Source organism: Sulfitobacter sp. F26169L (assembly GCF_026410285.1).
Classification (GTDB): domain Bacteria; phylum Pseudomonadota; class Alphaproteobacteria; order Rhodobacterales; family Rhodobacteraceae; genus Sulfitobacter.
In genome coordinates this window covers 206,588-224,123 of record NZ_JAPMLP010000001.1, presented here as the reverse complement: position 1 = coordinate 224,123, position 17,536 = coordinate 206,588, and the positions used below count along the sequence as shown (strand labels likewise).

14 protein-coding genes and 1 riboswitch are annotated in these 17,536 nt (G+C 58.3%); of the genes, 2 read left to right on the top strand and 12 right to left on the bottom strand.

The window, feature by feature from the left end; translation table 11 throughout:
* Positions 1 to 21: 21 nt before the first annotated feature.
* The 5 genes from OS189_RS01065 to OS189_RS01045 form a co-directional block, all read right to left on the bottom strand.
* Complete coding sequence (locus OS189_RS01065; RefSeq protein ID WP_323380208.1) at positions 22 to 675, bottom strand: cell wall hydrolase; 654 nt, start codon at positions 673 to 675, stop codon at positions 22 to 24.
* Between the two features lie 128 nt (positions 676 to 803).
* Positions 804 to 3,371: a putative PEP-binding protein gene (locus OS189_RS01060; RefSeq protein WP_267166041.1), complete on the bottom strand. Its 2,568-nt coding sequence runs from the start codon at positions 3,369 to 3,371 to the stop codon at positions 804 to 806.
* A 64-nt stretch (positions 3,372 to 3,435) separates the two neighbouring features.
* Entirely contained in the window at positions 3,436 to 5,664 is a 2,229-nt protein-coding gene (glyS, locus tag OS189_RS01055; RefSeq protein WP_267165427.1) for a glycine--tRNA ligase subunit beta, read from the bottom strand.
* Between the two features lie 30 nt (positions 5,665 to 5,694).
* The gene (locus OS189_RS01050) at positions 5,695 to 6,225 is read right to left on the bottom strand and encodes a DUF6446 family protein (RefSeq protein WP_267165426.1); all 531 of its coding nucleotides are present in this window, start codon (positions 6,223 to 6,225) and stop codon (positions 5,695 to 5,697) included.
* Positions 6,222 to 7,151 carry a glycine--tRNA ligase subunit alpha gene (locus tag OS189_RS01045; RefSeq protein WP_267165425.1) on the bottom strand — a complete coding sequence of 310 codons (930 nt, stop codon included), beginning with the start codon at positions 7,149 to 7,151 and terminating at the stop codon, positions 6,222 to 6,224. The genes OS189_RS01050 and OS189_RS01045 overlap by 4 nt, the downstream gene beginning before the upstream one ends.
* 189 nt (positions 7,152 to 7,340) lie before the next feature.
* Here OS189_RS01045 and OS189_RS01040 point away from each other — a divergent pair, with 189 nt between their 5' ends.
* Complete coding sequence (locus tag OS189_RS01040; RefSeq protein ID WP_267165424.1) at positions 7,341 to 9,158, top strand: serine protease; 1,818 nt, start codon at positions 7,341 to 7,343, stop codon at positions 9,156 to 9,158.
* Positions 9,159 to 9,204: 46 nt separating this feature from the next.
* On the opposite strand, the gene OS189_RS01035 is transcribed toward OS189_RS01040, so the two are convergent.
* The 3 genes from OS189_RS01035 to OS189_RS01025 form a co-directional block, all read right to left on the bottom strand.
* Complete coding sequence (locus OS189_RS01035; RefSeq protein ID WP_267165423.1) at positions 9,205 to 10,800, bottom strand: 5-guanidino-2-oxopentanoate decarboxylase; 1,596 nt, start codon at positions 10,798 to 10,800, stop codon at positions 9,205 to 9,207.
* Positions 10,800 to 12,245 (bottom strand): TrkH family potassium uptake protein, encoded by a 1,446-nt coding sequence (locus tag OS189_RS01030; RefSeq protein ID WP_267166040.1) that lies wholly within the window; start codon positions 12,243 to 12,245, stop codon positions 10,800 to 10,802. Before OS189_RS01030 ends, OS189_RS01035 begins: the two co-directional genes overlap by 1 nt.
* Positions 12,246 to 12,383: 138 nt before the next feature.
* Positions 12,384 to 12,662 carry a hypothetical protein gene (locus OS189_RS01025; RefSeq protein WP_267165422.1) on the bottom strand — a complete coding sequence of 93 codons (279 nt, stop codon included), beginning with the start codon at positions 12,660 to 12,662 and terminating at the stop codon, positions 12,384 to 12,386.
* A gap of 486 nt (positions 12,663 to 13,148) precedes the next feature.
* On the opposite strand from OS189_RS01025, the gene OS189_RS01020 reads away from it, so the two are divergent.
* A complete protein-coding gene (locus tag OS189_RS01020) occupies positions 13,149 to 13,427 on the top strand; it encodes a hypothetical protein (protein WP_267165421.1) in 279 nt (92 codons plus the stop codon).
* Here OS189_RS01020 and folE2 read toward each other — a convergent pair.
* From folE2 to OS189_RS01000, 4 genes are all read right to left on the bottom strand, one after another.
* Positions 13,402 to 14,496, bottom strand: a complete 1,095-nt coding sequence (folE2, locus tag OS189_RS01015; protein WP_267165420.1) for a GTP cyclohydrolase FolE2 — start codon at positions 14,494 to 14,496, stop codon at positions 13,402 to 13,404. The genes OS189_RS01020 and folE2 overlap by 26 nt on opposite strands.
* Before the next feature lie 99 nt (positions 14,497 to 14,595).
* A complete protein-coding gene (metZ, locus tag OS189_RS01010) occupies positions 14,596 to 15,780 on the bottom strand; it encodes an O-succinylhomoserine sulfhydrylase (protein WP_267165419.1) in 1,185 nt (394 codons plus the stop codon).
* A gap of 99 nt (positions 15,781 to 15,879) precedes the next feature.
* Positions 15,880 to 15,956: riboswitch (SAM riboswitch) on the bottom strand.
* 62 nt (positions 15,957 to 16,018) lie between these two features.
* Positions 16,019 to 16,630: an inner membrane-spanning protein YciB gene (locus OS189_RS01005; RefSeq protein ID WP_267165418.1), complete on the bottom strand. Its 612-nt coding sequence runs from the start codon at positions 16,628 to 16,630 to the stop codon at positions 16,019 to 16,021.
* A 2-nt stretch (positions 16,631 to 16,632) separates the two neighbouring features.
* Positions 16,633 to 17,535, bottom strand: a complete 903-nt coding sequence (locus OS189_RS01000) for an EamA family transporter (RefSeq protein WP_267165417.1) — start codon at positions 17,533 to 17,535, stop codon at positions 16,633 to 16,635.
* Position 17,536: the final 1 nt, after the last annotated feature.

Sequence of the window (17,536 nt, the reverse complement as noted above, 5' to 3'; positions counted from 1 at the left end):
CCATCTGCGGGCCACTTTGCGTCAGTTGCTGGCTGTGCGAACGCCGCGACGGTAAAACAGATGCACACCAAAGCGCGCAGTATTCGTGAATTTACGTGCCCAACTGGGGCGAACGGCTGTGGTGTGGTAGAAAGTGGCGCCATGTGTGATGTCGGGCGATTTGCCATCAATGGTTGCGCGCGCAACCTTGGCGACCTGAGCAAACGCGGCGGGTTCAGAAACGACTTCGGGACGACCATCGCAGGTGTAGGTGAACTGACACTGGTACTTTTTGCCTGTTCCCTGATTGATCACACCGCAGTAAGAATTCGGGAAACGGCCCGATTTGACGCGATTGCGGATCACTTCGGCAACTGCAAACTGCCCCTTCACCGTCTCGCCGCGTGCCTCGAAGTACAGCGCCTCGGCCAGACAGCGAAATTCGGCGGAGCCTTTCGCTTTGGGCTGCCTTGCAAGCCACGCGCGCGAGAAAACGACATCCCCGACCCCGGCGCTCACAGGCAATTTGCCTAGCAGTTTCATCCGGTCAGCCGACACGCTGGCGATGCCGCGCGCTTCGGTCCGGGCCAGCTTTTCAGCGGTGGTATTGGCAATTGCACTCAATGGCAGGACTGCGATTACAGCGGCAGATATGCAAAAGCGCGCCACACGCATGAAATTTACAGACAGGATCATCGATTATCTCCGGCAGCTTCGTTCAACCGATGCGCTAGACCGCTAAACCGGTTCAGGCAACCCGCACGGACAAAACTGGCAAGCTACCGCCGATCAACACCACATATTGTGTTCAGATTATGGGAATATCACCTTATCTTGTCTGAAATCGCAAGCTGCGCGGCAGCAAGCCTTGCAACCGGAACGCGAAATGGCGAGCACGAAACATAGTCAAATCCTGCCGCACGGCAAAATGCTATCGATTCGGGGTTGCCGCCATGCTCTCCGCAGACCGATACCGTGATATCTGGTTTCGCCTGTCGGCCACGTTGCGCGCCCAGCGTCAACAGCTCCCCTACACCGTCGATATCCAGCGTGTGAAACGGGTCTTCGTCAAAAACACCCTGCTGGACATAGTCCGACATAAACCGTCCCGCATCGTCGCGCGACAGTCCATAGGTCATCTGCGTCAAATCGTTCGTGCCGAAACTAAGGAAGGCGCAATAAGGCGCGATCTCGGCTGCGCGCAGGCAGGCGCGCGGGGTTTCCACCATAACACCCAGGCGGTATTCGAATGGCACGTCGCGTTCCTGCCGTACCGCTTGTGCTACTGCGTCGATTGCATTTTTGACTAGTTCGACTTCACGGCGCGCAGATACCAGCGGGATCATGATTTCCGCCATCACCGGCGCGCCATCATCACTGGCGTCCAGAATAGCCTCGAAAATCGCGCGCGCCTGCATTTCATAGATTTCCGGCACCGTAATCCCCAGACGGACACCGCGCAGACCCAGCATCGGGTTGTACTCGCGCATCGCTTCAATCCGCCGGGTCACATCGGACCGCGGAAGGCCAAGCGCTTCGGCCAGTTCTCGCTGCCCGCTTGCATCCATGGGCAGAAATTCGTGGAGTGGCGGATCAAACAGGCGGATGCACACTGGCTGGCCCTGCATGATGCGAAAAAGCTGTGTAAAATCATCGCGTTGCATCGGCAACAGCCGCTCCAGCACAGCGCGGCGACCGTCGGATGTATCGGCAAAAATCATCTCGCGCATGACTGTCAGGCGCCAGCTGTCAAAAAACATGTGTTCCGTACGGCACAGCCCGATGCCTTCGGCGTTGAAATTGCGCGCGGTTTGCGCATCGGCAGGGGTATCGGCGTTGGCGCGCACCTTTATATCGGCGGTGTCGGTGGCCCACGCCATCAACTGCTGAAAATAATCATCCAGCGCCGCCTCTTGCATGGCGGCGGCACCGGCCAGAATCTGCCCTGTGGAACCATCAACGGTCATCTGGTCACCGGCGTGAAACACCCGCCCCTCGCGGGTCGTGATGGTTTTGTCGCGCTGGTTGAAAATAAGGCTTGAGGCCCCCACAACGCAGGGCAGTCCGATGCCCCGCCCGATCACGGCGGCATGGCTGGTGATACCGCCCCGCTCTGTCAAAACCGCGCTGGCTGCGTGCATTCCGCGCACATCTTCCGATGTCGTCTCGCGGCGGACCAGTATACACGGCTCTCCGCGCGCGGCGCTTGCCTGCGCACCGGCGGAATCAAACACCAGACGCCCCGTGGCGGCACCGGGGCTGGCAGCGATACCCCTGCCCACAATGTCGCGCCGCGCGGACGGGTCAATCTGGCGGTGCAGCAGTTCCGTCAACAGGCGTGGCGGCACCCGCATCAGCGCTTCTTCACGGCTGATCACACCATCCTGCGCAAGGGTCACCGCAATCCGCACTGCACCGCGCGAAGACCGCGCAACCCGCACACCGTCCAGAATATGAACAACACCATCGTCGATGGCGAATTCTACCTGCATTTCCTCACGCAGACGGGTGCGCATCAGGCTGGCGTAGGTTTTCAGCGTCTCGAACGCCTCCGGCAGCTTTTCCTCCAGCGACGGGCCGCGCGGATCACGGGTGAGGTAGAGCGCATCGTTATCGTCATCCAGCGCATCGCGGCCCTGACTCTGGCTCAGGTAACGGCCTGTAACCTGCTCTGCGCCTGTGCCGCTGTCCACCAGCTGCAAAACACCCGATCCGCACTGCCCAGCGCCAAGGCCGAATATCATCTGCTGCACCACAAGGCCCAACCCCGCATCCGTTGGCGCGCCTTTGGCCTGGCGCAGCAAGCGCGCCGAAGTCCCGCTCCACGCGCGCGCCATGGACCGCAGTACCGCCGCAAGCTGAGTGCGCCGCGATTGCGGAAATTTCTCTTCTGTTTCATGCTCATACGCGGCGATGGTTTCAGCCAGTGCCGCGCGGCCCTCCCCCTCGACATCGTCGAACATATCAGGGTCAAGCCGTGCGACATTTATCGCGTAAGACTGAATAAACCGTGTATAAAGGGCCGCTGCCGCGTCTTCACCCATGGTTCTGGAATACTTCTCGAACCGCTTATCGTTCATCCCGATGTTCAGCACCGCCCCCGGCCCGCCCCAATCGGGGTCTTCGCTGGACGGGCGCACACACAGCAGCGCCTCTTTGGGGAACTGGTCAACCACCAGATCGACATCGGGCATCTCGCCGTTGGCGATTTTTTCGATCGTTTCAAAAGACAGCGCCACCGTGCGCGGCACAGGCAAATCCATTCGCACCAGACGTTGCAAACATTTCGCCCGCCCGCCGTGGGTGTTGTTGGCGATGGGGGCGTCTTGTGTGACGAGGGTGGTATTGGGGTTGTTCTGCACTGCGGCATCCTCTGGTTTCAGGTGCAGCATAGGCGGAATGAAGCGCAGGGCAAGCATTTGCTGCCCCCCTGCGCCGTTAGTCAAGCTGGCGCGCCTAGCCCTCGATGCGGGTCAGATCAGCCACGGATGTACCCAGCGTGCGGATACGGCTGAGCAGGTTCAGACGGTTGCGCCGCACTGTGGCGTTGTCGGTGTTGATCTGCACTGCCTCGAAAAACGCATCAAGCGCGGGGCGCAGGGACGCCATGGCCGACATGGCTGTTGTGAAATCCTGCTTTTCCATCGCGGGTTTGATCACGCTTTCCGCCTGATCAAGCGCTTTGAACAATGCGCGCTCGGCGTCTTCTTCGGCAAACTTGATATCCGCGCCATAAGAATACTCGACCCCGTCCGCCTCTTCTGCCTGTGACAGAATATTATTAGCCCGTTTGAACGCCTGGATCAGGTTTTCACCATCATCGGTTTTCAGCGTATCGGACAGAGCGCGCGCACGTTTGACCAGCAGGGTCAGATCATCGTTCTGCGGCATGGCAATGCAGGCGTCAATGACGTCGTGACGGATGCCCTGGTCTTTGAGGTAGACTTTGAGGCGGTCGTGGAGGAAGGACAGCAGGTCATTAATCTTTTCCTCCTCAACTAGATTTGGCGAACCGATCTCTAGCGAGACCCCTTTCTCGTCGAGGCTTAGGTTATATATCTCGACCATAGTTTTCGAAATGTGGTCACCGAAAGACTCAGCTAAATCGGTTCGTGACGCAAGATGCTGCATGAGAGCTCGAATAACCTCAATGCTCTGACAAATCCCCGACCGACAAGCGTGCTTCAAGCCGACTGATAGGTCATTCTCAACCAAAATCCGAATAACCCCCAGCGCCGCACGCCGCAGCGCAAACGGGTCTTTGCTCCCCGTTGGCTTCTCATCAATCGCCCAGAAGCCGGTCAGCTTGTCGATCTTCTCGGCCAGTGCCACGGCCACGGATACAGGGGCGGTGGGCACATCGTCTGACGGACCTAGCGGGGCGTAGTGTTCCTGTGCGGCGGCGGCGATTTCGTCGCTGAAGCCTGCGGCGGCGGCGTAGTAGCGGCCCATGAGGCCTTGCAACTCGGGAAATTCATAGACCATTTCTGACGACAGATCGGCCTTGGCAATGCGCGCCGCCTTCTCTGCCGCGTCTGGGTCTGCCCCCACCATGGGGGCAAGCTCACGCGCCAGTACGGCCATACGCTCGATCAGCTCCGCCTGTGTGCCCAGCTTGTTATGAAAGGTCACGTTTTTAAGGTTTTCAACCCACGCGGCCATGCCTGCATCCGATTTCACAACGCGCAAGTCATTGTCCCAGAAGAACTTTGCATCGGCAAGCCGGGCGCTCAGCACTTTTTCGTTGCCTGCAAGGATCGTGGCGCCATCATCGGAGGTGGTGCGGTTGGCGACGGTGATAAACCGCTCGATCCGCCCCGTCTTGGGGTTGCGCACGGAAAAGAACTTCTGATGCTCTTTCATTGAGGTTTGCAAAACCTCTGGCGGCAGATCCAGGAAATCATCACCGATGCGCCCCATCAGGACAACAGGCCATTCGACCAGCCCAGCCACCTCGGCCAGCAGGCCCGCGTCTTCGACGATCTCAAGACCGCTGGCAAAGGCCATGTTGGTGGCATCGTTCCAGATCGTTTCGCGCCGCTCGTTCGCGTCAAGCATGACAAACGCGCGTTTCAGCTTGGCGGTGTAGTCGTCAAACCCGCTGACGGTGATCTGGTCCGGCGCAAGAAAGCGGTGGCCGCGGGTGGCGTTGCCCGACACGATGCCATCCACGTCCAGCGGCACCACTTCGGCACCGTCTTCGCGGCTGAGGATGCACAGGATCGAATGCAACGGGCGTACCCATTTCAGTGATCCACTGCCCCAGCGCATAGATTTTGGCCAGGGGAAATTACGGATCGTCTGCTCCAGCACCTCGGCGATGATGTCCGCCGCTGGCCGTCCTTCCTTGGTGATCTTGGCGAACAGGATTTTACCTTTCGGCGTGTCGCGTTCCTCCAGATCATCACGGGTCAGGTTTGCGCCGCGCAGAAAGCCCTCAATCGCTTTTTCGGGCGCATCCGCCTTGGGGCCTTTGCGTTCTTCAACCGTGCGCGGGCTGGCATCCAGCAGCCCTTCCACCGTCAGGCACAGGCGGCGCGGTGTGACAAATGCAGCGGCGGAGGCATAAGTGAGCCCCGCCTCGACCATGCCGTCCGTCATCAGTTTTTTCAGATCGTCTGCGGCGCGCGCCTGCATGCGCGCGGGGATTTCTTCGGAGAACAGTTCAATCAGCAGATCAGCCACTGGGATACCTCGTGTTTGCCGCAAACGGCGTTATTGTAGGGGCGCTGCGGGTGGGGGCGGACATTCCTCCCCCACAACCGTGCCGTCATAGGCTTTTTCGCCGCAATCGTTCAGCTCGTGCCAGACGTAGCCGCGCCCGTCGTTGGTGATGGCGACGATGCGATCCACCCCGTAATGAATGTTTTTCTGGCTCAGGAAAGTTAGCGCGGTGCCTGCTTCCAACTCGCCTCCAATCGCCTCGGCGTCGAAACAGTCAAACCAGCCTGGCGCGTTGCGGGGTGTGACGTCTTCGACCATTCTGAAAGTCTCTGTCAGCAGCGCAAGGCTGTAGGGCGTGGTGAAACACGCGCGGTAGCGGATCGGAGAGCTGTCCGCGTCAATGGCCTTAAATCCCTCCATCGGGATCACTTCGGCCTCGTTGGTGGCCAGCGGGATTAGCATGATGCCCTCTGCCGGTGCGTCCACTTCCTGATAAAACCCGTAGACCTGCAGATAATACAGCGCCGCACCAACGATGAGAGAACTGACCACAATAAAAATCCCTATGATTTTGCCGCTCATGCCGCATCACCCGACCAGCCGCCAGCGCGGGTCTGCACAAAGGCATCGGCGCACATTTTGGTCAGCGCGCGCACACGCCCGATATAGGCCTGACGTTCGGTTACCGAAATCACGCCGCGCGCGTCCAGCAGGTTGAACATATGGCTTGCCTTGATGGCCTGATCATAGGCTGGATGCGCCATGATGATCCGCTTACCTGTCTTAGGGTCCATATGCTCTTGCGCGATGATCGCCTTGCACTCGGCTTCTGCCTCTTCGAAATGGCGCAGCAGCACATCGGTGTTGGCCACGTCAAAATTCCAGCGCGCGTATTCTTCCTCGGTCTGTTTGAAAATGTCGCCGTAGGACAGCGGGATCGGCGCGTCGGGGTCGTTGAACGGCATGTCCATCACATGGTCGACACCAAGGATATACATTGCCAACCGTTCCAGACCGTACGTCAACTCCCCCGAGACGGGGCGGCAATCATGGCCGCCGACCTGCTGGAAATAGGTGAACTGGCTGACTTCCATGCCATCGCACCACACTTCCCAGCCCAAACCCCACGCGCCCAGCGTCGGGCTTTCCCAGTCATCCTCGACAAAGCGGATGTCGTGCAGACCCATATCCACACCAATTGCGGCAAGTGATCCGAGGTACAGCTCTTGCAGGTTTGGCGGGCTGGGTTTGATCAGCACCTGATACTGGTAATAATGCTGCAAACGGTTGGGGTTTTCGCCATAGCGCCCGTCGGTGGGACGGCGCGAAGGCTGCACATAGGCAGCCGCCCACGGCTGGCTGCCAAGACTGCGCAGTGTCGTTGCGGGGTGGAAGGTGCCTGCGCCTACTTCCATGTCATAGGGTTGCAGAATCGCGCACCCGTGACGTGCCCAATAGCTCTGTAACCGTAGAATGATTTCCTGAAACGAACGGGGCGTGTCGGCCATGTCAAAGTCCTCTGCCAATTTGCGCTCTTACTAGGGCGCGGCGCGGCGCGGGTCAATCAGTGGTGCTGCGAGGTGTTATTGGACCCAAGGTAACCATAATGTCAGGGTGACAGGCACTTCACATATAGGAATCAGCGTGAAAATGCTGTTTACGTGCCGCGAAGTAACTTTTTGAGAGCTGATACGCCGATGCTGCGATTTTTATTGATCTGTCTTTCCGCCCTGTCACTGAGTTTTGCCAGCCTTGCGCAAGCACAGTCAAACGACGCGGATGAAGTGGTTTGGGTGCAGATCGAAGCACAGCAATCCCTTGCGCGGGCGACAGATCGCGCCAAAGCCTATACAACCTTGCTACAGGATGTGAACGGGTTTGCAGTGGGCGGGGGCTGGTATGCGATTGTCGTCGGTCCGTACCGCCGTGCGGATGCGGAACTGGTGCTGAGCCAGTACCGCCGTGACGGTCTCATCCCGCGGGACAGTTTCATCCAGACATCAGACCGCCTGCGCCAGCAGTACTGGCCGGTTGGGGCAAATGTTCTGGGCAATGGTGCGCTGGATGCGCCGGATGGCACAGTGTCATCGCAAACCGAAGACACCCCTGCCCCGACACAAACGCAAGAAGCGCCAGAAGTTACCGAAGTCACGCCAACACCGGAGCCCGAACCGCAGCCGGAACCTGCCGACGAGACCCCAGCCGAAGCGCAACGCACAGAGCGCGACCTGAACCGTGATGAAAGGAAGCAGCTTCAGATTATGCTGCAGTGGGCCGGTTTTTACACGGCTGCGATTGACGGTGCGTTCGGGCGTGGCACACGAAACTCCATGGCGGCATGGCAGGAAGCCAACAACTTTGAAAAGACAGGTATCCTGACCACCAGGCAACGTGCAGCTCTGAAAAAGCAGTACAATGCTGTACTTGAAGGGCTGGACCTGCAAACGGTACGCGACGCCCAAGCTGGAATCGAGCTGACGCTGCCTATGGGCGTTGTTGCCTTTGACCGTTACGAGCCGCCGTTTGCACAATATACGCCGACCGGCGATGTAGATGCCCGTGTTTTGCTGATCAGCCAGCCTGGTGATCAGGATACGCTCTATGGTCTTTACGAAATCATGCAGACGCTTGAAATTGTGCCGCTCGATGGTCCGCGCGAGCGCAACAAATCCGATTTCACCCTTGTTGGCGAAAACGGCCACATGATCAGCTATACCGAAGTTGCTCTGGAAAACGGCGAGATCAAGGGCTTCACCCTGATTTGGCCCGCCGGTGACGAAGAGCGCCGGCGCCGCCTGCTGGCGGAAATGCGCAACAGCTTTACCCGTATGCCCGGTGTACTCAGCGCCTCTGCGGGGGATGCATCGCAGCAGTCGATCGATCTGATCTCGGGGCTGCAAATCCGCAAACCGAAAATTTCGCGGTCAGGTTTTTTTGTGACCCAGTCCGGTGATGTTGTGACCACCTCGGCTGCCGTGCAAAGCTGCTCGCGCATCACGCTGGACGGGGACACGGATGCAGAAATCATCGCCGACGACACCGCGCGCGGGATCGCATTGTTGAAGCCGCAGGCGGCGCTGGCCCCCCTGGCAGTGGCAAGCTTTGCTGCGCAGCCTCCGCGCCTGCAAAGCGAAGTCGCCCTTGCCGGATATTCTTTTGAGGGAGTGCTGAGCGCCCCCTCAATGAGCTTTGGCACGCTTGCCGATGTGCGCGGGCTTGACGGAGAGCAAAACATCAGCCGCCTGTCGATGCGCGCCCGTGCTGGCGATGCGGGCGGTCCGGTGCTGGACCGCACAGGCGCTGTGATCGGGATGCTAACCGCCGCCCCGGAAGGCGGACCGCAATTGCCTGACGATGTCAGCTTTTCTGTGGATACGGCGACTATCGTCGCGGCAAGCAATGACGCAGGCATAAAGCTGCCCCAAGCGGCAGTTGAAGGCGGCGCAAGCCTGACTGCGTTCCAATTGTCCGAAAAGGCAAGCGGCATGACCGTGCTGGTCAGCTGCTGGGAATAAAACGTTCGGGAAGGCAGTACGCCAGCCCCGAACGTTTTCACACAGATCAGGCCGTCAAAGCGGGGGTGGCGTGGATTAACGTCGGCGCGTCCGCATCAAACGCCGCGCGCACCGCCTTCTGAAACTCTTCTATCGTTTGCGGCTGCACGGCATTTGCGCCGAACGCCTCTGCCAGTTTGCAAAAGTCTGGATTGCGCGCAATCACCGCGTTGGGTGCTATCTGGGCGCGCACCATGCTGTCTTCGATCTCGCCCAGTTTGCCGTTGTCCCACAGGATGATCGGCAGGCTTAGCCCCAGTTCAACCGCAACGCCAAGTTCCTGCACCGTATAATGAAACCCGTAGTCCCCGATGATTGCTAGCGTGGGTTTGCCTTGCCGCGCAATGGCACCGCCAATGGCGGCAGGCGTGGCATACCCCAAGGTGCCAAACCCGTACGGGTGGTGCCAGTGGCGCGGCTGCTCCATATCCCACACCTCTTTGGCAACATAGGCGAGTTGGGTCATGTCGGAGTAGATCATCGTGTCATCGGGCAAAGCCGCGCGCAGGGCGTCACACACCGGCACAATGCCGGGGCGCTCTGCATCAACTTCGCTGCGCCAATGCGCACGGGCTTTGGCGACTTCGCTTGCATCCCATCCGGTGCTTGCCGTGTGATCCGCCAACCCGTCGGCCAGCGCTGCCAGAAACAGCGCAGCATCCAAGTGCACCGGAATTTCGGCGCGCTGCCTGTCACTGAGAACTTCGGGATCAATATCAACGCGGATCATCGGTGCCGTATGCCCCAGATGCGCGCGCCAAAGGTCGACCTCGGCCAGTTCGGTTCCCACCGCGATCACCAGATCGGCCTTACCGATGATACCGGCGCTGTCGGGGCGTGCCAGTGATGCGCCGAAAAACAGCGGCTCGTCCGGGGCGATAATGCCACGGCCTGCATAACTCACAAAACTGGCAGCGCTGAGCGCAGCAACCACACTGCGCGCAGCGGCGCTTGCGTGGGCCGCGCCACCGCCAAATATGAATAGTGGCTTCTGTGCCGCTTTGATCTGATCAATCAGGCCCGACAGATCGGCCTTTAGCGCCCCCGTCTGCCCTGCACCGGCCATCGGCGCGGACGCAGGAGGTGCCAAAGCCTGCAACTGCGCAATTGTCACCTGAATGTGTTTACTGCGCGGACGCGCGGTGGCGAACTCGTGTAAGGCGCGATCAACCAGCGCGTAGGCCGCCTGTGTAGATCGGGCAGTGTGCGACCAGTCTGTCACCGTACTTGCGGCAATTTCCTGATCTTTCATCTGGTGCAGTTGGCCGCGCTGTGCGGCTGTTTCATCCAGACAGGACGAAATGACCAGCACTGGAACACTATCACTATAGGCCTGCCCCATCGGGGTCATCACATTGCACAATCCCGGACCGGTGATCACATAGGCCACGCCCGGCCTGCCCGATGCGCGCGCGTATCCGTCCGCCATAAATCCGGCGCCCTGCTCGTGACGGGCCAGCACATGGGTGATGCCCGCCTCTTCGATGCCACGGTACATCTCCTGATTATGCACCCCTGGAATGCCGAAAACCACATCAACGCCGCGCGCCTTAAGCATGTGGGAGATTTGAGCGCCCAAAGGACGCGTCACAGTATCGGGCATCACGCTCTCCAGAACTTCACAGTAAAGATTACGTAAACTGCCATCAGCTCCAACCGGCCCACCAGCATCGCCGCCACCAGTATCCATTTGGCCGTATCATTCAGCGTCGCGAAATTGCCCGCAGGGCCGATGATATCCCCCAGCCCGGGCCCGATATTCGCTAGCGCCGCTGACGCGCCTGAAACCGATGTCACAAAGTCCAGCCCCGTCATCGACAGCGCCACCGAGACAAGACCCAGCGTCACAATGAAGAACATAAAGAACGACATAACCGACGCCAGAATATCCTCGCCCACGGGCCGGCCATCGTAGCGCGGCGTGAAAATGCCGTGAGGCGAGCGAATGCGCTGCAACTGCGCGCGGATGGAAGCAAACAACAACTGATAGCGGAACACCTTGATCGAACAGGCGGTCGATCCCGCACACCCGCCGATCAAGCCGATGAAAAAGAACAGCGCCACCGCAAAGCTGCCCCATTGCATATAATCAACAGAAGCATACCCTGTCCCGGAAATGATCGACGTCACGTTAAAAAACGCTTCGCGCACAGCCTGTTCATTGCTCAGATGCACACCGTCTTCCAGCAGCACAACCAGCAGCAGGATCAGCACCGCAATCGTCATCACAAATCCGCGCACCTGCGGATCACGGTGCAGTGCAGTGGGATTGCCGTTAATTAACTGGACGTAGCGGACAAAAGGAAGTGCCGCGAGGACCATGAATATGGCGGCAACATACTCCAACGGTCCTGAAAATGTGCCAAACGAAGCGTCATAGTTGGCAAACCCACCCGTTGAAATTGTGGTCATTGCGTGGGCGGTCGCGTCAAAAACATTCATCCCGAAATAGATATAGAACATCGCACAGATCAGCGTGAATGCGACGTAAAGGCCCGAAATTTGCGTGGCGATCTGACCTGCACGGGGTAAAATTTTGCCAAAGGTGTCAAAGCTCTCGGATTTGAAAATCTGCATCCCGCCGACACGAAGTTCTGGCAGGAAAACCATTGCAACCACAATGATACCGATCCCCCCCAGCCACTGCAGGATGGCGCGCCATATCAGCAGGCCCTTCGGCAGGGTATCAAGACCATTCAAAACCGTAGCGCCTGTTGTTGTCAGGCCCGACATCGCTTCGAACACAGCGTCAACCGCGCGTGCGTCTGTTTGCCCCAGAACAAAAGGAATCGCCCCGAACAACGGCAATGCCACCCAGACTGTCGTGGTCAGCAAAAAGGTCTGCTGGATTGTCAGCCCCTCACGCACCCCGCTGGCGCAGGCCAACGCGATAGCACTGCCACCAAGCAGCGTCATCATGGAGCTTTGCAGAAAAACCGGCCATTGCCCGCGGCCTTCGGCCACATCAACCAGCAACGGCACCAGCATGGCCGCGCCCAGCACAGCCACCAACAGGCCAATTACATATCCCACAGGGCGCAGATCCATCCGCGCAGGGTTGGCTTGCGGGGGCGCCGGAGTCAAGTAAACCTGCGCATCGGGTACGCTCAAAATGCAAAAGGCCCGCCATTATTACCAATCGGCAATAACGGCGGGCCTGCATCGCAGAATTGCGAAACCTCTGACTTACATATAGTAGAGGTCTTTGAAAACGTGGTGTACGATCTCATCACGCTTAATGCCCATCGCGGCAAGTTGCGCATCTGTTTTCGCTTCAAGTGCATTGACGCGGAGCACACGGGCATTGCCTTCGCCTGCTTTGATCATACGGTCGCCAATGGCGGAGATTACGCTTACAAGCTGCGCAAAGCCGTTGCGCGCTGTCAGGAATGGAGTGGTGGAGTTAACCTGCCCTGCGGCTGGCATGCGGGCGGAAAACTGTTCGATCGTGGATTGATAGGTCATCGGATATGCCTTCATCTTTTCTTATTCAGCACGGGATCATTCCCGTACCCTCCAGATAGGCAATGCTGCGCCGCAGCACCACCACCATAAACGCATAGCTGCCAACCGGTTGGTGCATTCGACACCATCAAAACCTAAACCCGTATATATAAGTGTTTTCAATAGATTCGTAGCCTCCGCAGGTCTCAACAATCTGGCGGATGGCATTTCGGCTGTGACTTGGGCATGGCTGGCTTCACTGTTGACGCGGGATGAGCTGCTCTGTCCTACCCTCGGAGTGTTTTTGATCGCTTCCGCCCTTGTCGCGCCATTTGCGTTGAATGCACTGGCCTGTTTTGTGGCGCTGTGGCTGTTTCATATCCTGCACGCGCCGCGCCGCCACGTAACTGGCGGGCCGAGTTGCACGCGGGGTTTGCATTCTTGGCTCAACATCGCCTATTGCGCCATCTTGCCTGAATCACAGGATTCTGGAACCTTCTCTATGAAATGGCAGCAAGAGCGCTGGTTCTGCATGTACAAGGGAATCTGGATCTCGGGCCGCGCGCCTATGGGCTGATCCCTGCGGCGGGCGCATTGGGCGGGATCGCCGGCGGCTGGTCCGGCGCGTGGATCATATCGCGCATGGGGGCCGCGCGATGTTGCGCTGGCGGTGCCATTCTGGGCCGCCGCCGCTGGCGCGTTGGTTCTGGGGCTGGCAGGGTGGCGCGCGCTGGGGCGCGGATTTGCCGGCTGAGTGCGTTTATCCGACGTGAAACAGGGTATTGAACAGCTTTGGATCAAAGCTGGCTTGCGCAAATGTCGCCCCTTCGGTCAATACGCTGACAGCATCATGGCTGTGCAGGCTTTCCTGATGGCTGGCCACCACGCGAAAATCGGAAATCCGTGCATCTGCCAGCAGCTGTTCACAAAACAGCCGTGCCGCATCTTCGACAAAGATCGGGTTGGCCGCGTTCAGTTCGGCAAATGCCTGTTCGTCCTCACGCTTGACCATTACCTGAGTCTCCGTCGGCACTGCCCGCCGGCAGGCATCGATTAAATCCTCGAACCATAAACAATCGGCACCTTGCGCCACCAACACAGATATCCGCGCGACAGAACGTTGTGAATGTGGCGTGGCAAGCTGGTTGCGCGTGGCCCGCGCATGTTCGGACAGCTCAAGCGAGCACGGGCATGTGCTGGAATAGACGTAATCAAGGTGGATGATCTGCTGGCGCACACCGCCGCTTTCGACCAGTTCAAGGGCGACATCGTAATATTGATACCCCTCAAGCCCCGAACGCAGGCTTGTAATCTTCATCGGGAACGACAGACGCATCTGGATACGCGCATCAAAGCTGTCCAGATCGGTGATGTAATCGTCCAGTGCGGCTTCGATTACCTTGAAGCTGAACGTGCTTTCCGCGTGTTTGTAAAAGCTGCGCATGATGCGGGACATGTTGATGCCCTTCTTATCCGCCTCAAGGCTGACTGTGCCAGTCACGGATGTTTCCAGCGTTACCGGATCACCAGCGCGTGTTTCAAACCGCACAGGCAGGCGGAAATTCGAAATACCCACGTGCTGGATTTGCTGGTTTGCGCCTTTGATCAGGCTGGAGGGGCCGTTTTGCAGGTCCGGCAGGCTGGCTTTGTACTCCGGCTCGATCTCGAAATCAGCGGGATATTCGCGCGCGAAAAGCGGATAGGACTTGCCGCCTGTAAGAAGCTGCGCGACCGCAGGGTCGAGCACGGCAACCTCCGCAGGATCGGCGGTAGCGGCCCAAGCGCGCAAAGTCTGTAATGCGTCCTCGACTGCGGTGCGGTCGGGTTTCGGTGTGATCGGTGTCGCAACATTCATCGCAGAGCCCCTTCGTCTGTCAGGAACCTAATGTAGGCATCCCCCGCCATATTGCCAAATTTTCAGGCACCACAACGGGGAAATACCGCCATGCACCTGCTAATTTACGGCCTCAAGCGCCTGTAGGCAGTCGTTGATCAGGTCTGTTTCGTCTTCCAGACCGATGCTGATACGCACCAGACCCGCTGTGATGCCAAGGCTTGCTTTCTGGTCATCGGGCAGGCGCTGATGTGTGGTGGTGGCAGGGTGGGTCAGAATGGTTTTCGCATCGCCAAGATTGTTGGAAATCACCCCGATTTGCAGCGCGTTCAGAAACTTGAATGCCGCGTCCTTCCCGCCTTTGATATCCAGCGAAAGGACTGTACCGCCTGCACCCATCTGCTTTTGCACCAATTCGGCCTGCGGATGGCTTTCAAGCCCGGGATAGATCGTCTGCGCGATCGCTTTGTGGCCGTGCAGCGCCTTTGCAATGGCAAGTGCCGATGCCGCCTGCGCACGCACCCGCAGGCCCATCGTTTCCAGCCCTTTCAGCATGATCCACGCGGTAAACGGCGACATCGAACCGCCGGTATGTTTCATGTAGGGTTCAACAGTTTTGCGAATAAAATCACGACTGCCAAGGATCACCCCGCCCAATGCGCGGCCCTGCCCGTCGATGTGTTTGGTGGCCGAGTAGATGACAACATCCGCACCCTGTTCAAACGCACGGGAAAACACAGGTGTTGCGAAAACATTGTCGATCAACACCAGTGCACCCCTGGCATGGGCAAGTGCTGCAACCGATTTAATATCAATTACTTCCAGCGTCGGGTTGGAAATAGACTCAAAGAACACCGCCTTGGTATCGTCGCGGATCGCGGCCTCCCACTGGGCCAGATCGGTGCCGTCTACAAATGTCACCTCAACGCCAAAGCGCGTCAGGATATCTTCGAGCACATAAAGGCACGATCCGAACAGCGCGCGCGATGAAACCACGTGATCCCCCGCCTTCAGCATCGACGTCAGCGCGCCGGACACAGCCGCCATACCGGAGGCGGTCGCAAACGCATCCTCGGCCCCTTCCAGCGCGGCAATACGTTCTTCGAACATCTTGACGGTGGGGTTTCCATAACGGGCATAGATAAACTCATCATCACCGGAACTGATAAAGCGCTGTTCGGCATGTTCGGCACTGTCATAGACAAATCCCTGCGTCAGAAATATAGCTTCGGACACTTCTCCGTACTGGCTGCGCCGTGTCCCTGCATGCACTGCTTTGGTGCCCTGTTTCCAAGTATCGCTCATCTCTTTTTCCTTTGTGCGCCCGCTGGCGTGGGCCTTCCACATGTTTCCCCGCACCGTGCGGGAGGGCACAAAAAAACCCCAAACGCGGTCAAGCGAAAGGGGGCTTTCATCCTGACCTTTTAGCGGAATATTTTACGTGGCCCGCAATCCGGTAACAAATCGCCACACAATTTTCGTAAAACATCACTGCCAGCGCGTCAAGCAGGCGCGGTGCGGGATTAGTCGGAAACGGACCGCGCTAGCCCGCGTCCTCCCCCTCTTCGATCACATAGGGTTGAAGCTGCGCAAACTGCCAGAAAAGAAACACCATCAAGGCGATGGGAAAACCGAATGTCTCGATTTTGACCCATGCATCCGTGCTCATCGTGCGCCAGATGAATTCATTCGCAACCGCCAGCACAATGAACGCCAGCGTCAGACGTTTGGTCAGTATCATCCAGCCTTCGTGCTGCATCGGCATCATATCAGACATCACAAATTCCAGCCACGAGCGCCCGCGCATCAGGCCGATGCCCAACAGCAGCGCCAGAAAGCCGTAGACGATGGTGGTTTTCATCTTGAAAAACCGCTCGTCGTTGAACCATGCGGTCAGGCCACCGAAGAAAATGACCATAAAGGCCGTGAACACCTGCATCCGGCTCAGCTTTCCGGTCATGGCCCAGAGAATGCCCATTGCCACGAGCAGAATCGGCACAAACACCACTGCGGCTACGATAAATCCGGTGTATTCAGTGCCGCCAATGGTGAATACATCGTTTTTGATCCGCAGATACAGGACGAAAAACGCCAGTGTCGGGCCCAGTTCCAGCACCTGTTTCAGGATCGGGTTAATCTCACGCGCGTCTGCCATGGCTAGCCTCCGAATTCTACAATAATGGCCCCGATGGCGATCAGCGACATCAGCACGATCCGGCGGGGTCCAACCGTTTCCTTAAGCACCAGCCAGCCGATCAAAGCCGCAAACACCGTTGACGTTTCTCTCAATATTGCGGCCTCGCCCACTTTATCAAGGCGGGTGGCCAACATTATCGAACCAAAGCTGAAAAAGGCGATGAAACCGCCCAGAACCCCGCGCCGCAACAGCGGTGCGACATCGGGGGCATTTTCCATCCGGTGCCAGCGGCGATAGGCGATGATGGGAAAGAGAAAACCGTCAATCATGAAAAACCACGCCAGAAAGGTGAACGGATTGGCCGTGGCGCGGATGCCGTAGGCGTCATAAGTGGTGTACAGCGCGACAAAAACTCCTGTCAGCACCGCAAGGCTCAAGGCGGCATTCAGCGTGTCCCGCTCTGCCACAAGATAGACCATGTTATAGGCAGCCAGACCGAAAATACCCGCCATCAGAACCGCCACGCCCAGCCACTGCGTTCCGCTAAACGCCTCATCAAAGATCAGATAGGCCGCAACGACCGTAATCAGCGGCCCTGTTCCTCGTACTACAGGGTAGACAACTGTGTATGCCCCTTTGGTATACGCGGCAGCCATGAGGCATTTGTAAACGCAGTGGATCACCCAGGCGATAAAGAAAATCAGCCACATATGCGGCTCCGGCCATGGCACCACAAACAGCGCAAAGGGCGCGGCCATCAACCCGTATGATCCGTCAATCGCACCGCGCGTCAGCCATGGGTCATGGCGCCCCTTTTGCAGCGCGCCGAACACCGCATGCAGGAACGCCGCCAGCAAAGCCAGAAACAGCGCCGCCGTGTGCCCGGCTTCGGTGCCCTCGATCGAGACGAGCCAATCGGTCATG

Excerpts from the sequence above, each read along its gene's own strand:
- OS189_RS01050 (WP_267165426.1), bottom strand. The coding sequence starts at position 6,225 with ATGAGCGGCAAAATCATAGGGATTTTTATTGTGGTCAGTTCTCTCATC.
- OS189_RS01045 (WP_267165425.1), bottom strand. The coding sequence starts at position 7,151 with ATGGCCGACACGCCCCGTTCGTTTCAGGAAATCATTCTACGGTTACAG.
- OS189_RS01065 (WP_323380208.1), bottom strand. The coding sequence starts at position 675 with ATGATCCTGTCTGTAAATTTCATGCGTGTGGCGCGCTTTTGCATATCT.
- OS189_RS01020 (WP_267165421.1), top strand. The coding sequence starts at position 13,149 with ATGGCAGCAAGAGCGCTGGTTCTGCATGTACAAGGGAATCTGGATCTC.
- OS189_RS01005 (WP_267165418.1), bottom strand. The coding sequence starts at position 16,630 with ATGGCAGACGCGCGTGAGATTAACCCGATCCTGAAACAGGTGCTGGAA.
- OS189_RS01000 (WP_267165417.1), bottom strand. The coding sequence starts at position 17,535 with ATGACCGATTGGCTCGTCTCGATCGAGGGCACCGAAGCCGGGCACACG.
- metZ (WP_267165419.1), bottom strand. The coding sequence starts at position 15,780 with ATGAGCGATACTTGGAAACAGGGCACCAAAGCAGTGCATGCAGGGACA.
- OS189_RS01035 (WP_267165423.1), bottom strand. The coding sequence starts at position 10,800 with ATGCCCGATACTGTGACGCGTCCTTTGGGCGCTCAAATCTCCCACATG.
- OS189_RS01060 (WP_267166041.1), bottom strand. The coding sequence starts at position 3,371 with ATGCTGCACCTGAAACCAGAGGATGCCGCAGTGCAGAACAACCCCAAT.
- OS189_RS01025 (WP_267165422.1), bottom strand. The coding sequence starts at position 12,662 with ATGACCTATCAATCCACGATCGAACAGTTTTCCGCCCGCATGCCAGCC.
- OS189_RS01040 (WP_267165424.1), top strand. The coding sequence starts at position 7,341 with ATGCTGCGATTTTTATTGATCTGTCTTTCCGCCCTGTCACTGAGTTTT.
- OS189_RS01030 (WP_267166040.1), bottom strand. The coding sequence starts at position 12,245 with ATGGATCTGCGCCCTGTGGGATATGTAATTGGCCTGTTGGTGGCTGTG.
- folE2 (WP_267165420.1), bottom strand. The coding sequence starts at position 14,496 with ATGAATGTTGCGACACCGATCACACCGAAACCCGACCGCACCGCAGTC.